This window comes from Streptomyces sp. NPDC020379, assembly GCF_044387105.1.
Lineage (GTDB): Bacteria > Actinomycetota > Actinomycetes > Streptomycetales > Streptomycetaceae > Streptomyces.
In genome coordinates this window covers 47,814-61,878 of record NZ_JBIRVR010000012.1, presented here as the reverse complement: position 1 = coordinate 61,878, position 14,065 = coordinate 47,814, and the positions used below count along the sequence as shown (strand labels likewise).

Annotated in this window: 13 protein-coding genes; 5 read left to right on the top strand and 8 right to left on the bottom strand. The window is 71.9% G+C overall.

The genetic code is table 11. From position 1 onward, the window contains the following. Positions 1-114 precede the first annotated feature (114 nt). The 7 genes from ACH427_RS17535 to ACH427_RS17505 all read right to left on the bottom strand — a co-directional run bounded on the left by ACH427_RS17535 (position 115) and on the right by ACH427_RS17505 (position 8,134). Complete coding sequence (locus ACH427_RS17535) at positions 115-1,737, bottom strand: ABC transporter ATP-binding protein (protein WP_398870364.1); 1,623 nt, start codon at positions 1,735-1,737, stop codon at positions 115-117. After that, complete coding sequence (locus ACH427_RS17530) at positions 1,734-2,723, bottom strand: ABC transporter permease (protein ID WP_398870363.1); 990 nt, start codon at positions 2,721-2,723, stop codon at positions 1,734-1,736. Before ACH427_RS17530 ends, ACH427_RS17535 begins: the two co-directional genes overlap by 4 nt. Next, positions 2,720-3,733 carry an ABC transporter permease gene (locus ACH427_RS17525; protein ID WP_398870362.1) on the bottom strand — a complete coding sequence of 338 codons (1,014 nt, stop codon included), beginning with the start codon at positions 3,731-3,733 and terminating at the stop codon, positions 2,720-2,722. The genes ACH427_RS17530 and ACH427_RS17525 overlap by 4 nt, the downstream gene beginning before the upstream one ends. Continuing rightward, positions 3,730-5,448, bottom strand: a complete 1,719-nt coding sequence (locus ACH427_RS17520) for an ABC transporter substrate-binding protein (RefSeq protein WP_398870361.1) — start codon at positions 5,446-5,448, stop codon at positions 3,730-3,732. Before ACH427_RS17520 ends, ACH427_RS17525 begins: the two co-directional genes overlap by 4 nt. A 161-nt stretch (positions 5,449-5,609) precedes the next feature. Beyond that, positions 5,610-5,702, bottom strand: coding sequence for an Ms4533A family Cys-rich leader peptide (locus tag ACH427_RS17515; protein ID WP_311775550.1), 93 nt, complete (start codon positions 5,700-5,702; stop codon positions 5,610-5,612). A gap of 151 nt (positions 5,703-5,853) precedes the next feature. Next, positions 5,854-6,921 carry a DUF3152 domain-containing protein gene (locus tag ACH427_RS17510; protein WP_398870360.1) on the bottom strand — a complete coding sequence of 356 codons (1,068 nt, stop codon included), beginning with the start codon at positions 6,919-6,921 and terminating at the stop codon, positions 5,854-5,856. Between the two features lie 226 nt (positions 6,922-7,147). Then, positions 7,148-8,134, bottom strand: a complete 987-nt coding sequence (locus ACH427_RS17505) for an alpha/beta fold hydrolase (RefSeq protein ID WP_398870359.1) — start codon at positions 8,132-8,134, stop codon at positions 7,148-7,150. 134 nt (positions 8,135-8,268) lie between these two features. Between ACH427_RS17505 and ACH427_RS17500 the strand changes: the two genes are divergently transcribed. The 4 genes from ACH427_RS17500 (at position 8,269) to ACH427_RS17485 (ending at position 10,144) form a co-directional block, all read left to right on the top strand. Further along, positions 8,269-8,487 (top strand): hypothetical protein, encoded by a 219-nt coding sequence (locus ACH427_RS17500; RefSeq protein WP_398870358.1) that lies wholly within the window; start codon positions 8,269-8,271, stop codon positions 8,485-8,487. 200 nt (positions 8,488-8,687) lie between these two features. After that, positions 8,688-9,323, top strand: a complete 636-nt coding sequence (locus ACH427_RS17495) for a TetR/AcrR family transcriptional regulator (protein WP_398870357.1) — start codon at positions 8,688-8,690, stop codon at positions 9,321-9,323. 128 nt (positions 9,324-9,451) lie between these two features. Next, positions 9,452-9,679: a DUF3107 domain-containing protein gene (locus tag ACH427_RS17490; RefSeq protein WP_215083509.1), complete on the top strand. Its 228-nt coding sequence runs from the start codon at positions 9,452-9,454 to the stop codon at positions 9,677-9,679. 186 nt (positions 9,680-9,865) lie between these two features. Beyond that, complete coding sequence (locus ACH427_RS17485; RefSeq protein ID WP_398870356.1) at positions 9,866-10,144, top strand: hypothetical protein; 279 nt, start codon at positions 9,866-9,868, stop codon at positions 10,142-10,144. 63 nt (positions 10,145-10,207) lie between these two features. On the opposite strand, the gene ACH427_RS17480 is transcribed toward ACH427_RS17485, so the two are convergent. Then, positions 10,208-10,954: a ferritin-like fold-containing protein gene (locus ACH427_RS17480; RefSeq protein ID WP_398870355.1), complete on the bottom strand. Its 747-nt coding sequence runs from the start codon at positions 10,952-10,954 to the stop codon at positions 10,208-10,210. 516 nt (positions 10,955-11,470) lie between these two features. Between ACH427_RS17480 and ACH427_RS17475 the strand changes: the two genes are divergently transcribed. Continuing rightward, on the top strand, positions 11,471-13,789 hold the full coding sequence (locus ACH427_RS17475) for a DEAD/DEAH box helicase (RefSeq protein ID WP_398870354.1): 2,319 nt from the start codon (positions 11,471-11,473) through the stop codon (positions 13,787-13,789). Positions 13,790-14,065 lie beyond the last annotated feature (276 nt).

Below are 14,065 nucleotides of genomic sequence, written 5' to 3'. Positions count from 1 at the left end.
GGCAGCGGGAGCACGCTATGCGCGCCGCCACGGGGCGCGACGGACGGTTGTCCGTCGCGCCACCGGAAGGGGTGAACAGAGGTGACTTTCCCGGAGATGGGACGTTGCTTCGCGCTATGCGGCGGCTTCCTCCTGTTCGAGCCGCGGCACGGCCGCCAGCAGGCCCCGCGTATAGGGGTGCCGAGGGTTCTCGTAGACGGCGTCCGCCGGGCCCTCCTCCACGATCCGCCCGCCGCGCATCACGACCAGCCGGTCGCTGACCTGGCGCACCACGGCGAGGTCGTGCGCGATGAAGACGAGCGCGAGCCCCAGATCGCGCTGGAGCTCCCCGAGCAGCTTCACGACCTGCGCCTGGGTGGTGACGTCGAGGGCGGACACGGGCTCGTCGCAGACGATCAGCTTCGGCTCGGGCGCGAGCGCCCGCGCGATACCGACGCGCTGCCGCTGGCCGCCGCTGAACTCGTGCGGATAGCGGTCGTAGGAGCCGGGGTCGAGCCCGACCCGCTCCAGCAGTTCGCGTACCCGGGCGACGATCTGGGCGTCCGTGAGCTTCCCCGCCACGCGCAGCGGGTCGGCGATGGACTCGCCGACGCTGCGGCGCGGGTTGAGCGAGGAAACCGGATCCTGGAAGACCATCTGGAGCTCGGAGCGGAAGGGCCGCAGCTCGCCCGCCGTGAGCCCGCCGATGTCCCGTCCCTGGTAGCGCAGTTCGCCGCCGGAGGGCTCCAGCAGCCGTACGAGCATCCGGCCCAGCGTCGTCTTGCCGCTGCCGGACTCCCCCACGACGCCGACGGTCTCGCCGGCGCGTACGGTCAGCGAGACCTGGTCGACGGCGGTGACGGCCCGCTTGCCGCGCCCGAACTCCCGCATCAGGCCGGTGGCTTCGAGCAGGGCCCCGTCTTCAGGGCCTTCGGGCCGCGCGGGGCGTACACCCGGACGGCGGACGTTTATCCGCGGCACGGCCGCCAACAGGTCACGCGTGTAGTCCTCGCCGGGCGCGTCGAGGATCTCGCGGACCGGGCCGCGCTCGACGGCGCGGCCGTCCTTCATCACCAGCAGCTCCTCGACGCTGTCGGCGGCCACCCCCAGGTCGTGGGTGACGAGGATCAGGCCCATGCCGCTCTCGGCGCGTAGTTCGCGCAGCAGGCCGAGGATCTGCGCCTGCACGGTGACGTCGAGCGCGGTGGTGGGTTCGTCGGCGACCAGGAGCCGGGGCTCGCAGGCGAGCGCCATCGCGATGAGGGCGCGCTGGCGCATGCCGCCGCTGAACTCGTGCGGGCGGGAGCGCGCGCGCCGGTGCGCCTCCGGGATGCCCACCCGGTCGAGCACCTCGACGGCGCGGGCGCGGGCCGCGCGCCGGCTCGTGCCGCGCCGGTGGACGCGGTGGACCTCGGCGATCTGGTCGCCGATGGCCTGATAGGGGTCGAGCGAGGAGAGCGGGTCCTGGAAGACCATGGCCGCCACCCCGCCGCGCACCTGCCGCAGTTCGGCCTCGCCGGCGGTGAGCACGTCGTGGCCCGCCACCCGTACGTCACCGGTGACGCGGGCGCCGGTGGAGCGGTGCAGCCCGAGCAGGCCGTACGCCACCGTGCTCTTGCCCGAGCCGGACTCGCCGACCAGGGCGAGCGCCCCGCCGTGGGCGAGCTCGAAGGAGAGCCCGTCCACGGCGCGCACGAAGCCGTCGCCTGCCGGGAAGGAGACGGCGAGGTCGGTGACCTGCACCAGGGGTTCGGTCATCGCAGGGCCACCCTTCGGTCGGCGACGGCGTAGAGCAGGTCGCCGACGATGTTGGCGATCACCACGGCGGCGCCGATGATCATGACGACGGCGACGACGACCGGCAGGTCGACGGTCTGCACGGAGCGCACCAGCAGCTGTCCGATCCCGGGCAGGCCGAACATGGTCTCGGTGAGCATCGTGCCGCCCAGCATCGATCCGAAGTCGACGGCCGCCATCGCGATGACCGGCGCGACCGCGCCGCGCAGCGCGTGCTTGCCGACGATCGCGCGTTCGGAGACACCGTAGGCGCGGAAGGTGCGGACGTGGTCCTCGGCGAGGGTCTCCAGCATGGAACTTCGCGTCATCCTGGCGTACTTGGAGGATTCGAGCAGAGCGAGCGCGACCCAGGGCAGCAGCATGTTCCAGGCCCACTGCTCCGGGTCGTCGGTCAGCGCCACGTAGGACGGGAAGGGCAGCCACTCCAGATACGCGCAGAAGACCATCAGCAGCGCGAGCCCGCTGATGAAGACCGGGGTCGCGATGCCGGCGAGGGTGAGCCAGGTGAGCGCGCGCTCGATCACGCCGCCGCGCCGGACGACGGACAGCAGGCCGGTGCCGATGCCCAGCAGCAGCGTCAGGACCATCGCGCCGGCCGCGAGGGAGACGGTGGCGGGCAGCCTCTGCGCGATCAGCTCGGTGACCTGCTGGTCGTTCTGGTACGACAGGCCGAAGCAGGGCGCGTCGCAGTGCATCACGCCGGTGCCGGTGGAGTAGTCGTGCCCGACGAAGATGCTCTGCAGGAAGTGCCAGTACTGCGTGTACACCGGGTCGTCGAGGCTGAGCTGTTCCCTTACCTGCCGCAGCTGTTCGGGGCTGCAGCGCGGTCCGCACGCGAGCTTCGCGGGGTCGCCGGGGGCGACGTAGAAGGTCGCGTAGATGACCACGGAGATCACCAGGAGCACGAGGACGGCGCCGAGCGCGCGGCGCAGGAAGTAGAGCGTCATGCCGTCTCTCCCCCCGCGGGCCCGGTGGCCTTGCTCTTCCGGGCGCGGCCGACCCGCAGCCGGGACGCCTCGCGCGGGTCGAGCGCGACGCGCACGGCGTCACCGAGGACGGTGAAGGCGAGCGTGGTGACGAACAGCAGCAGCGCCGGGAGCACCACGTACATGGGGTCCGCGCGGAACCACGTCGTGGCCGACGAGAGCATCTGTCCCCAGGAGGGGGTCGGAGGCTTGACGCCGACGCCGAGGAACGACATGGACGCCTCCAGGACGATGTTGGACGGCAGCAGGTAGACCGCGTAGGTGATCACGGGCGCGGCGAGTCCGGGCAGCAGTTCACGCCGGGCGATGCGCCAGGTCGAGCCGCCGGCGAGCCACGCGGCCGAGACGTAGTCGAGCTTCTTCAGGCTCAGCGCCTGGGCGCGGACGACCCGCGCCAGGCCGCCCCAGGCGATCAGGCCGATCACAAGGATGAGCAGGACGGGCCGGGGGAAGTCGGTGGGGACGACGGCCGTCAGCGCGATCGCGAAGACCAGCAGCGGCAGCGCGATCATCACCTCGGTGATCCGGCTGAGCAGGCTGTCCACGAAGCGGTTGCCGAGCGCGGCGGCGATGCCCACGGTGACGGCGACGAGCACCTGCACCAGCGTCGCCCCGACGGCGACCATGAGCGAGACCCGCGCGCCGTACAGGAGACGGACGAACAGGTCGCGTCCGGTGCCCGGTTCGACGCCGAGCCAGTGGTCGGCGCTCACGCCGCCGAAGGAGCCGAGCGGCACTCCGCCGCGCGCGGAGTCCACGAGCGTGTCGTGGTAGGCGTTGACATCCTGCCCCTCCAGCGCGGCCAGCAGGGGCGCGCCGAGGGCGAGAAGGACGAGCAGACCCAGCACGGCGGCGGCGACCAGCGCGGACTTGCGCGCGCGCAGTCGCCGCCACACCTGCCGGGCGCCGGAGGCGGCGGCCCCGGCGGGGGTCACCGCCTCCGGCTCCGTGGTACCGGCGATGTCCGTCACTTGACCGCGACCTGCGAGATGTCGAGGACGCCGGTCCAGTCGCTGATGACGACGTTCTTGACGTCCTTGCCGAAGAGGCGCTTGTAGACGGGGTGGAAGAGCGGCACGGTCAGGGCCTGCTCACCGATCGACTTGTCGAGGGCGCCCCAGCGCTTCGCGGCCTCGCCGAGATCGGTGATCTTGTTGATGCTGTCGATCTCGTCGTTGACCTTGGGGTCGTCGAGCTGGGCCGAGTTGTAGTTCGAGCCGTCCTTGACGATCTGCCGGCCGTCGAAGACGGGGGCGAGGAAGGGCCCGCCGGAGGGCCAGTCGGCACCCCAGTGGCCGAGGAAGAGGTCCGGCTGCGTCTTGACCTGGTGGACCTTCTCGTCGTAGTCGTTGAACTCCAGGCCCTGGAGCTTGACCGTGATGCCGGCCTCCTTGAGCGCCGCCTGGATCGCGGTCGCGATCTCGGGGCTGGTCTCGAAGTCCTGCGCGGTGGAGTGCGTGAGCGTGATCTCCAGGCCGTTGTCGTAACCGGCCTCCTTCAGCAGCTCCTTGGCCTTCTCCGGGTTGCCGGTGGCACCCGCCGGGAAGGGGTCGTAGGGGGTGTAGCCGAAGGACTTCTGGTTGGGCAGGAAGGTCGTCGCCGGCTCGGCGAGCGAGGAGCCGCCCGCCGCGTTCACCACGCTGGTGCGGTTAACGGCGTACGCGATGGCCTCGCGCACCTTGGGGTTGTCGAACGGCTTCGCCTTGGGGTTGAAGGCGAGGTAGTTGGTGTAGCCGAAGTGGCCGGTGCCGACCCGGTCGGCGAGCTTCTTGTCGCCGGTGACCTGCGCGAGTTCGGCCGGGCCGAGGTTGTTGTCGGTGGTGATGGCGGCGGCGTCCGCGCCCTGGCCGCTGGAGAGCCGCTGGTTGATCACCGCGGAGTTCAGGCCCGCCTGCACGTCGATGGTGTCGGGATAGGCGTGGCGCTCCTTGTCGGTGTCCTCCGACCAGTTGGTGTTGCGCTCCAGCACCAGGTGCTCGCCGTCACCCGTGTTCTTGACGACCTTGTACGGGCCGGAGGAGACCGGGTGTTCGGCGTACTTCGCGCCGGTGTCCTTGGCCTTGGGCACCGGGGCGAACTGGGTCTGGGTGGCGACGAAGGGGAAGTCGCCCTCGGACTTGCGCAGGTGGAAGACGATCGTCCGGGCGTCCGGGGTCTCGATGGAGTCGAGCCCCTTGCCGTCCTTGTAGACGCCCTGGTAGTTCTCGCCGCCGGCCAGCCAGTCGCGCAGATAGGGGGCGCCGCCGGAGAGTTCGGGGGCGAAGGAGCGCTCGATGCCGTACTTGATGTCGGCGGTGGTGATGGGCGAGCCGTCCTCGTACTTCAGCCCGTCCTTGAGCCGATACGTCCAGACCTTGGCGTCGTCGCTCGGCGTGCCGGTGTCGGTGGCGAGGTCGGGGACGACCTTGGTGCCCTCGGCGCCGTTCGCGCGGTGGCGGGTGGTGAGGGTGCGGAAGACGAGCGAGGGGACGTTGCCGCCGCCGGAGGTGTAGAGCCGGGCGGGGTCGAACTGCTTCTGCGGCTGTCTGTTGAGGACGGTCAGGGTGCCGCCCTTCTGCGGCGTGCCACCGGCGCCGCCCTTGGCGTCGCCGCTCTTCTCCGGACCGCACGCCGCCGCGCCTCCGAGCAGGGCCACACTGACGGCTGCCGCGGCGACACGGCGGGATATGGCGGGAAGTTGACGCATGACGAAAGAGCCTTTCGCGGGACACGACGGGATGAAGGCGAGCGGAATGCACCCACGGAAGGCGGTTGAGGAGCGCGCGGACGAACGCGGGACCGCCCCCGGCGGACGCGACGCTGACGCGCGGAGGCGCGACGCGGAAGTACGCGGGGGAAAGAGCGGTCTCAGCGACAGAGAATGTCGGCGACTGCGTGCGCGGCCACGCCGATCAGCGCCAGCTCGAAGCCGGCGTTCTCGGAGGCGTGGTGGTGCGACATGCGTAGAAGATTGAACGAATTTTCGTCCAGCGGCAAAGGTGTCTCACAAAAAGAGACGGGGCGTCCCGCGGAGCGGGATATTGGATCACGGCAGGCCGCACCTGGCGGGAGCCGGGACGGACGGGCCGGTTCCTGGAAGCGGCCCGTCCGCTCACGCCCCGGGGAAGGGCCAGGGGTTCGGCCGACAGGTCAGCCCGCTCTCCGACTTCAGGAACTTCGTCTGCTGCATCATCACCGGCGCCAGGGCACCTTCCTTGGAGCAGCTCTCGTGGTCGTGCCCGAGCCGGTGGCCGACCTCGTGATTGATCAGCATCTGCCGGTACATGAGCATCTTGTCGCCGTACGTCTGGGCGCCCTGCGCCCACCGATAGGCGTTGATCATGACCCGGTCGGTGGCGGCGGAGTCGCAGGAGACGTTGTCCTCGGTGGTGTCCAGGCCCGACTTGGCGCACCAGGCCGCCGTCGTGCCGGGGCTGGCGAGGGTGATGACGAAGTCGGCGTGGCCGGAGGAGACGCGTTCGAAGGTACGGGTGCCGCCGTGGCCCCAGCTGCGGTCGTCGTTGAGCGTCCGCTGGACGGCCGTCGCGAAGAGCGCCCCGTCGAGCGGAAGGCCCTTTTCCACGTCAACGCGATACCGCAGCACTTCACCCTTACCGGGGGCCTGGTCATGACCGCCCACGGTCTCGAAATCACCCGATCCGTGGGCCTTCTCGTCGAGCGGGTACTTCAGGGCCATCTTCTCGTCGTAGCCGGCCTGGGCCACCGCGCCGCCGTTGGGCGTCGGCCTGCTGTCGGAGCGGGAGGCGGCGTCCGGGCTGCTCCGCTCCATGTCCGCGGACCGGGCCTGCGCCTTGCTGTCCGTGCTGTCGTCCACCTGCCCCGCGACGATCACCGCGAGCACGGCCGTCACCAGGGCGGCCGCGACGCCTGTGGCGGTGCGGGCCACACCCTGGCCCGACTTCGCGGGCGCCGTCCGGCGCCGCGGGACCGCGGCGGCTGCCTCGGGCCGCGGCACGGGCACGCGCGCGGGGGCGACGGGAGCGGCCGGGGCCGCGGCGGCGGGCGCGGCGGGCGCGCCACCGCCCTGCCAGTAGGCCGCGGAGGCATACCCCGAGGACCGCTGGGCAGACTCTGTCAGGGGCTCGTACTCAGTGGTGTATCCCGGGCTCCAGGACGCCCCGTAGCCGGCCGGCTGACCCGTGCCCTGGCCGCGCTGCACACCGATGATTCCCCAGCCGACACCCTGCGCCCGCGTCTCGGGATGACTCCCGGCCGCGGACGGCTCCCCGGACGGGGTGTGCGCCCCGTCCGTACTGACGCCCTCCGGGGAAGGCTCCTCGGCGGCCTCGGACCCCTCGGCAGGCGGGGCCGGTCGGCGTCCCGTGCCCCCCTCGGCCCCGGCGGCCGGGGGCCGGCGAGTGGCATGGGGGGCGCGTGCGCTGTGCTTACCCACGAGGCGTAGCGCTCCGTTCAGCAGTGGCGGCGGTGTCCGTGAGGAGGTCGCGGAAGGCACGAGCCACCGCGTCCGGGTCCTCCATCATGGCGACATGTCCTGATTCCAGGAGCGTCAGCAACCGCGAGTCGCGGAAAGTCTTGCTCGCGCGGTGTGCCATGCGGAAGGAGACGAGCTGGTCGCGCTTTCCGTAGACGAGCAGCGTAGGGGCAAGCACCCGCTCCGCCTGACGCCACAACGAATGCTGGCCACCGAGTGTGTACGAGTCGACTATGCCGCGCGCGGCCCGCGCCATGACGTCCCAGAAGTAGGGCAGCTCCAGGCGCCGCTCGAATTCCGCGACGGCGCGTTCGAACTCCTCCGGTGTCACCCGTCCGGGGTCCCCGTAACAGAGCGCGAGCACCTCGCGGGTACGCCTCTCGGGTGTCCACTCCTTGGTCGCGCGGGCGAAGAGGGAGACGATCCCCGGCACGGCGAGCAGCCCGGTGGGCACCGCCGTGCGCTGGAGGCGCAGCTCGGGAAGCGCGGGCGAGATCAGGGTGAGCGTGCGGACCAGGTCCGGGCGTACGGCGGCGACGCGCGTGGCCACCGCGCCGCCCATCGAATTGCCCAGGAGGTGCACGGGGCCGCGCCCGGCGGCGTCCAGATACCGGATGACCACGCGGGCGCAGCCGGTGATGGACAGGTCCCGGTCGTCCGGTGGCGGTGAGTCACCGAAGCCCGGCAGGTCGAGGGCCTCGCCGTCGACGTGCCCGGCGAGCCGGTCCAGGAGCCCGGACCAGTTCTGCGAGGACCCGCCGAGGCCGTGCACGCAGAGCGCGGGCGGCAGCCCCTCCTGCGCGGGCTCCCGGGAGCGCACCGCCAGGGTGACGCCCGGCAGCGTCACCGTGCGGACCGCCTCGCCCCGGCTGACCCACGAGGGCCGCCCGGGCGGCACCACGGGAAGGGCGCGGGCATCAGGCGACTCGGTCGAAGACATGCGGCAATGTTACGAGACGATCACGCCGGGACTCCTGTGGCGGGGGTCACAGATCACCTGGCGTCGCGGGGCCGCCTCTCCTAGGCTCGTACCACGGAGTAAGAGGGCTTCCTCCTTGAGAATGAGGTAACCGCATGACCGTTGATCCGTCCGATCCGGATACGTTCGAGGAAGCGACCGAGGCCCCGGAGGTCGATGTCGAGGCCCCGGAGGCGGACACCGCCGAGCAGCACGCCGACATCACCCCGCGCCGGGACGACCTGATGCGCCACATCCACCCGGACAGCGCCGACGAGGCCGACCTCGCCGAACAGGCCCGGGTGGTGGAGCTGGACGAGGACGACTACCGCTGAAGACACCGCCCGGAGCGGTCCCTTCCGGGCGACATCGCGGGAGCCGGGAGTGACGTGCGCGTCAATTGTCGGGATTTTGTTGACTTCCCACAGCGTCCGGTAGATGAAATTCTCCGCTCCGACCACGCACGGCCCGGTTACCCAAAAGTACGATGGCGGGCGCGGTGCACACCGTGCAGGGAACGATCATGGGAGGCGGCGTGACAGCCATCGAGCAGACCGAGGCGCGGCCGCGTGGCACGCGTCTGCCGCGCCGAGCCCGACGCAATCAGCTGCTGGGCGCGGCCCAGGAAGTCTTTGTCGCACAGGGTTACCACGCCGCGGCGATGGACGACATCGCCGAGCGCGCCGGCGTCAGCAAGCCGGTCCTCTACCAGCACTTCCCCGGCAAGCTCGACCTCTATCTGGCCCTGCTGGACCAGCACTGCGAGGCCCTGCTGACCGCGGTCCGCACCGCGCTCGCCTCGACCACCGACAACAAGCTGCGCGTGGCGGCCACCATGGACGCCTATTTCGCGTACGTGGAGGACGAGGGCGGCGCCTTCCGGCTGGTCTTCGAGTCGGACCTCACCAACGAGCCGGCCGTGCGCGAGCGCGTCGACAAGGTGTCGCTGGAGTGCGCGCAGGAGATCAGCGACGTCATCGCCGAGGACACCGGCCTGTCGAAGGACGAGGCGATGCTGCTGGCCGTCGGCCTCGGCGGCGTCTCGCAGGTCGTGGCCCGCTACTGGCTCTCCAGCGAGAGCGGCGTCCCGCGCGACACCGCGGTGTCGCTGCTGACGTCGCTGGCCTGGCGCGGCATCGCGGGCTTCCCGAAGAACCCGGCCGACCACTAGCCAGCCTGCCCGGGGCCCCCGGGCAGGCGGTGTTCGCTGCCAGCGTGGACGCACCCGCTCGGCTCGCGCCCGTACCGGGCTAGTGTGTGGACCGTACGGGACCCCAAACCTTCGGAGGGACATAAGCCGTGGAGGTCAAGATCGGCGTGCAGCACGCGCCCCGCGAGATCGTTCTCGAGAGCGGGCAGTCTGCCGAAGAGGTCGAGCGCGCGGTTGCCGACGCGCTCGGCGGCAAGGCGCAGCTGCTGAGCCTGGTGGACGACCACGGCCGCAAGGTCCTGGTTCCGGCCGACCGCCTGGCCTATGTGGAGATCGGCGAGCCGACCGCCCGTAAGGTCGGTTTCAGCGCGCTCTGAGCGAGCGCGGACGCGCGTGACAACGGCGGGGCCCCGGTGCGGAATTCACCGGGGCCCCGCCGTTGTCATAGCTGACAGGAGCGGCCCCGCGGAGGGTTGCCGGGCCTTCCCGAGGGGTAGTACGGCTTCGACCGATTTGCACCTGCTCCTCGATCTCGCACGATCTCGGCACGGGAGGAAGTGACCATGATCCTCTGGGAAGCGCTCGGCTCGGTCCTCATCGGCCTCGCCGTCTCGTACGGCGCCCTGCGCTGGCTGCCCGCGCGGTACGGGCAGTTCCGCCCCCGGAGCCTGGCGCTGGCCACGGGTCCGGCCGCGGCGCTCTTCGGCGCCCTGATCGGCCACTCCGTGCTGGGCCCCGGGCACACCCCGGCCGTCCTCGCCGTCTCGCTCGGCGTGTCCGTCGCGCTGCTGTCCCTGCTGGTGCGGCAGGGCGATCAGCCCCGCCGCTCAGCCACCGCCTGACCCGGGCCCGCCCGGCCCCGGGGGCGCGTCGTGCGCCGCACGCAGCCGGACGGGCGGGGCGCCTCAGGCCGCCAGGCCCAGCGCGGCCATCCGCTTGGTGTGCGCCTCGGTGATCCGGGAGAACATCTTGCCGACCTCCGCGAGGTCGAAGCCGTCGGCCACGCCGCCCACCAGCATCGTCGACAGCGCGTCACGGTCGGCCACCACGCGCTGCGCCTGCGAGAGCGCCTCGCCCATCAGCCGCCGCGCCCACAGCGCGAGCCTGCCGCCCACGCGGGGCTCCGCCTCGATCGCGGCGCGGACCTTCTCGACCGCGAAGCTCGCGTGGCCGGTGTCGTCCAGGACGGTCAGCACCAGGGCGCGGGTGTCGGAGTCCAGGCGGGCGGCGACCTCGCGGTAGAAGTCACTGGCGATCGAGTCGCCGACGTACGCCTTGACCAGGCCCTCCAGCCAGTCCGAGGGCGCCGTCTGGCGGTGGAACTCGTCCAGCGCCGCCGCGAAGGGCTGCATCGCGCCGGTCGGGTTCACGTCGATGGCCGTCAGGCGGTCGCGCAGCCGCTGGAAGTGCTGGAACTCCGCCGCGGCCATCTTCGCCAGCTCGGCCTTGTCGTCCAGCGTCGGCGCCAGCTTGGCGTCCTCGGCGAGCCGCTCGAAGGCGGCCAGCTCGCCGTAGGCGAGGGCACCCAGCAGATCCACCACCGCTGCCCGGTACTGCGGGTCGGCGGCGGCCCGGGACCAGTCCTGGGCGGCGATTCCGGTGTGTGCGGCGGTGGTCTCGGCGGCGTTCTCAGCGTTGTCGGGCGTCTCCATGGAGCGCACAATAGCCCGCCCGACAGCAGGGGGAAGGCCCTGGTCAGCCAGTTCCTCCTCATCTGTCCGAAGGATTGTCCGGACACACATGCGTGTTTCCGGGGTACAGTGGTAATGCGCCTGCCGAGTATTCGGCGGGCTGTCCCATGCTGTGTCTTCCGGTGGCGTCACTCGCCCGGCCCCCGGATCCCCAGCGGATGCCCGGTCGGTGGCCCGATCGGCTTCCAAAACCGACCGCCCTCCGTGCGGCACATGCGAGACGTATGCGCCTGGAGGGATCCGCTCGCGGCACGTGTGCAAGAGCGAAGGCAGTGGTCCCGCGCGTCACCCGGCTTCCCCAGGCCGGACAGTAACCCGGCGCGGTACGTACGACCCCCTTCGCCGCCTCGCGCCGCGTCTCACAGAAGAGGCAAGATCCTGTCTACTCTCTCCACCTTCCGAGAAATCGGGATTCTTCCCGAGACCGCCGAAGCCCTTGAGGCCGTCGGCATCATCCACCCCTTCCCCATCCAGGAGATGACGCTCCCCGTGGCCCTGTCGGGCTCGGACGTCATCGGCCAGGCCAAGACCGGCACCGGAAAGACGCTGGGCTTCGGCCTCCCCCTGCTGGAGCGCGTCGTCGTCCCCGCGGACGTCGAGGCCGGCCGGGCGAAGCCCGAGCAGCTCACCGACGCCCCGCAGGCGCTCGTGGTCGTCCCCACCCGCGAGCTGTGCCAGCAGGTCACCAACGACCTCCTCACCGCCGGCAAGGTGCGCAACGTCCGCGTGCTGGCCATCTACGGCGGCCGTGCCTACGAGCCGCAGGTCGAGGCGCTCAAGAAGGGCGTCGACGTCATCGTCGGCACCCCCGGCCGCCTGCTCGACCTGGCCGGCCAGAAGAAGCTGGACCTCTCGCACGTCAAGGCGCTCGTCCTGGACGAGGCCGACGAGATGCTCGACCTGGGCTTCCTGCCCGACGTCGAGCGGATCATGATGATGCTGCCGGCCAAGCGCCAGACGATGCTGTTCTCGGCCACCATGCCGGGCGCCGTCATCAGCCTCGCGCGGCGGTACATGTCGCAGCCCACGCACATCCGCGCCACCGCGCCGGACGACGAGGGCCAGACCGTCGCCAACATCACGCAGCACGTCTTCCGCGCGCACAACATGGACAAGCCGGAGATGGTCGCCCGCATCCTCCAGGCCGAGGAGCGCGCCCTCGCGATGGTCTTCTGCCGTACGAAGCGCACGGCCGCCGACATCGCCGACCAGCTGGCCCGCCGCGGCTTCGCCTCCGGCGCGGTCCACGGCGACCTCGGCCAGGGCGCCCGTGAGCAGGCGCTGCGCGCCTTCCGCAACGGCAAGGTCGACGTGCTGGTCTGCACCGACGTCGCCGCCCGCGGCATCGACGTCGACAACGTCACGCACGTCATCAACTACCAGTCCCCCGAGGACGAGAAGACCTACCTGCACCGCATCGGCCGTACGGGCCGCGCGGGCAAGTCGGGTACGGCCGTCACCCTCGTCGACTGGGACGACATCCCGCGCTGGAAGCTGATCAACAAGGCGCTGGACCTGCCGTTCGACGAGCCGGAGGAGACGTACTCCACCTCCCCGCACCTCTATGAACTGCTGAACATCCCCGCGGGCACCAAGGGCATACTGCCGCGCTCCGAGCGGACCCGTGCCGGGCTCGCGGCGGAGGAGATCGAGGACCTCGGCGAGACGGGCGGCCGCGGCCCCCGTGGCCGCGGCCCGAAGCAGGCCCCCGCCGCCGCGGAGGAGCGCCCCGCGCGCACCCGCACCCCGCGTCAGCGCCGCCGCACGCGTGGCGGCACGACGGCGGGCGCCGAGGCTCCGGCCGCCGCCGTCGCGACGCCCGTGGCCGAGGCCGTGACGCCTCCCGCCGCACAGCCGGTGGCCGAGGGCGCTCCCGAGACGCCCTCGAAGCCGCGTCGCCGTCGCCGTACGCGCCACAGCGCGTCGTCGGCCGCCGCACCGGTGGCCCCCGCCGCCACGACGACCGAGGCCGCTCCGGCGGCTCCGGCTCCCATCGCCGCCGCCGAGCCCCAGCAGCCGCGCCGCCGTCGTCCGCGCGTGGTGAAGCCGCTGGCCTCGGACGCGTCCGAGCCCGGTTTCCAGACCGTCGAGACGGCGGCCCGGGCGCTGGCCGCGGCCTCGTCCACCGCCACGATCCCGTCCCAGGCCACGGAGTCGGCTCCGGCCGCGCCGAAGCGCGTCCGCAAGACGGCTGCGCCGAAGGTCGAGGCCGCCGAGGTCACCGAGGTCACCGAAGCTGTCGAGGCCGTCGGGGCCGAGGAGAAGCCGAAGCGGACCCGCAGGGCCGCCGCCCCCAAGGCCGACGCCGTCGAGACCGAGGAAAAGCCCAAGCGCACGCGCAAGGCGGCCGCCCCCAAGGCCGAGGCCGTCGAGACCGAGGCTGAGGCCAAGCCGAAGCGTGTCCGTAAGGCCGCTGCCCCGAAGGCCGAGGCCGACGAGACGGTCGAGGCCAAGCCGAAGCGCGTCCGCAAGACGGCTGCGCCGAAGGCCGAGGCCGCCGAGGGCGAGGAGAAGCCGAAGCGCACGCGCAAGGCCGCCGCGCCCAAGGCCGACGCCGCGGAGGGCGAGGAGAAGCCGAAGCGCACGCGCAAGGCCGCCGCGCCCAAGGCCGACGCCGCCGAAGGCGAGGAAAAGCCCAAGCGCGTCCGCAAGACGGCTGCGCCGAAGGCCGACGCCGCCGAAGGCGAAGAGAAGCCCAAGCGCACCCGCAAGGCCGCCGCGCCCAAGGCCGACGGTGTGGAGGCTCCTGTGAAGCGGACGCGTAAGGCGGCGGCGCCGAAGGTTGCCGCGGGCTGACGCTTTCTGCCTACGCCGACGGCCGGTCCCCTCCGCGGGGGCCGGCCGTCGCGTTTTCCCAGGGGTGGTCACCGACGCCTGCGGCGGGCTCTTTCCCCAGCCACGCCCCTCCCCGAACTGGGGCTCGTGCCCCAGGCCCCCCAGCTGTCCCGCCGTTGCCGCCTGCGGCGGGGGCGCCCTTCGGGCGCGTCCTCAAACGCCGGACAGGCTGGTTCTGGCTGATGCGGGTGCGCAATTCCAGCCCGTCCGGCGTTTGAGGACAACGCGCGAAGCGTG

Bases quoted from the DNA above. Each gene is read 5' to 3' on its own strand.
- ACH427_RS17535 (WP_398870364.1), bottom strand. From the start codon at position 1,737: ATGACCGAACCCCTGGTGCAGGTCACCGACCTCGCCGTCTCCTTCCCG.
- ACH427_RS17530 (WP_398870363.1), bottom strand. From the start codon at position 2,723: ATGACGCTCTACTTCCTGCGCCGCGCGCTCGGCGCCGTCCTCGTGCTC.
- ACH427_RS17520 (WP_398870361.1), bottom strand. From the start codon at position 5,448: ATGCGTCAACTTCCCGCCATATCCCGCCGTGTCGCCGCGGCAGCCGTC.
- ACH427_RS17515 (WP_311775550.1), bottom strand. From the start codon at position 5,702: ATGTCGCACCACCACGCCTCCGAGAACGCCGGCTTCGAGCTGGCGCTG.
- ACH427_RS17505 (WP_398870359.1), bottom strand. From the start codon at position 8,134: ATGTCTTCGACCGAGTCGCCTGATGCCCGCGCCCTTCCCGTGGTGCCG.
- ACH427_RS17500 (WP_398870358.1), top strand. From the start codon at position 8,269: ATGACCGTTGATCCGTCCGATCCGGATACGTTCGAGGAAGCGACCGAG.
- ACH427_RS17485 (WP_398870356.1), top strand. From the start codon at position 9,866: ATGATCCTCTGGGAAGCGCTCGGCTCGGTCCTCATCGGCCTCGCCGTC.
- ACH427_RS17480 (WP_398870355.1), bottom strand. From the start codon at position 10,954: ATGGAGACGCCCGACAACGCTGAGAACGCCGCCGAGACCACCGCCGCA.
- ACH427_RS17475 (WP_398870354.1), top strand. From the start codon at position 11,471: ATGACGCTCCCCGTGGCCCTGTCGGGCTCGGACGTCATCGGCCAGGCC.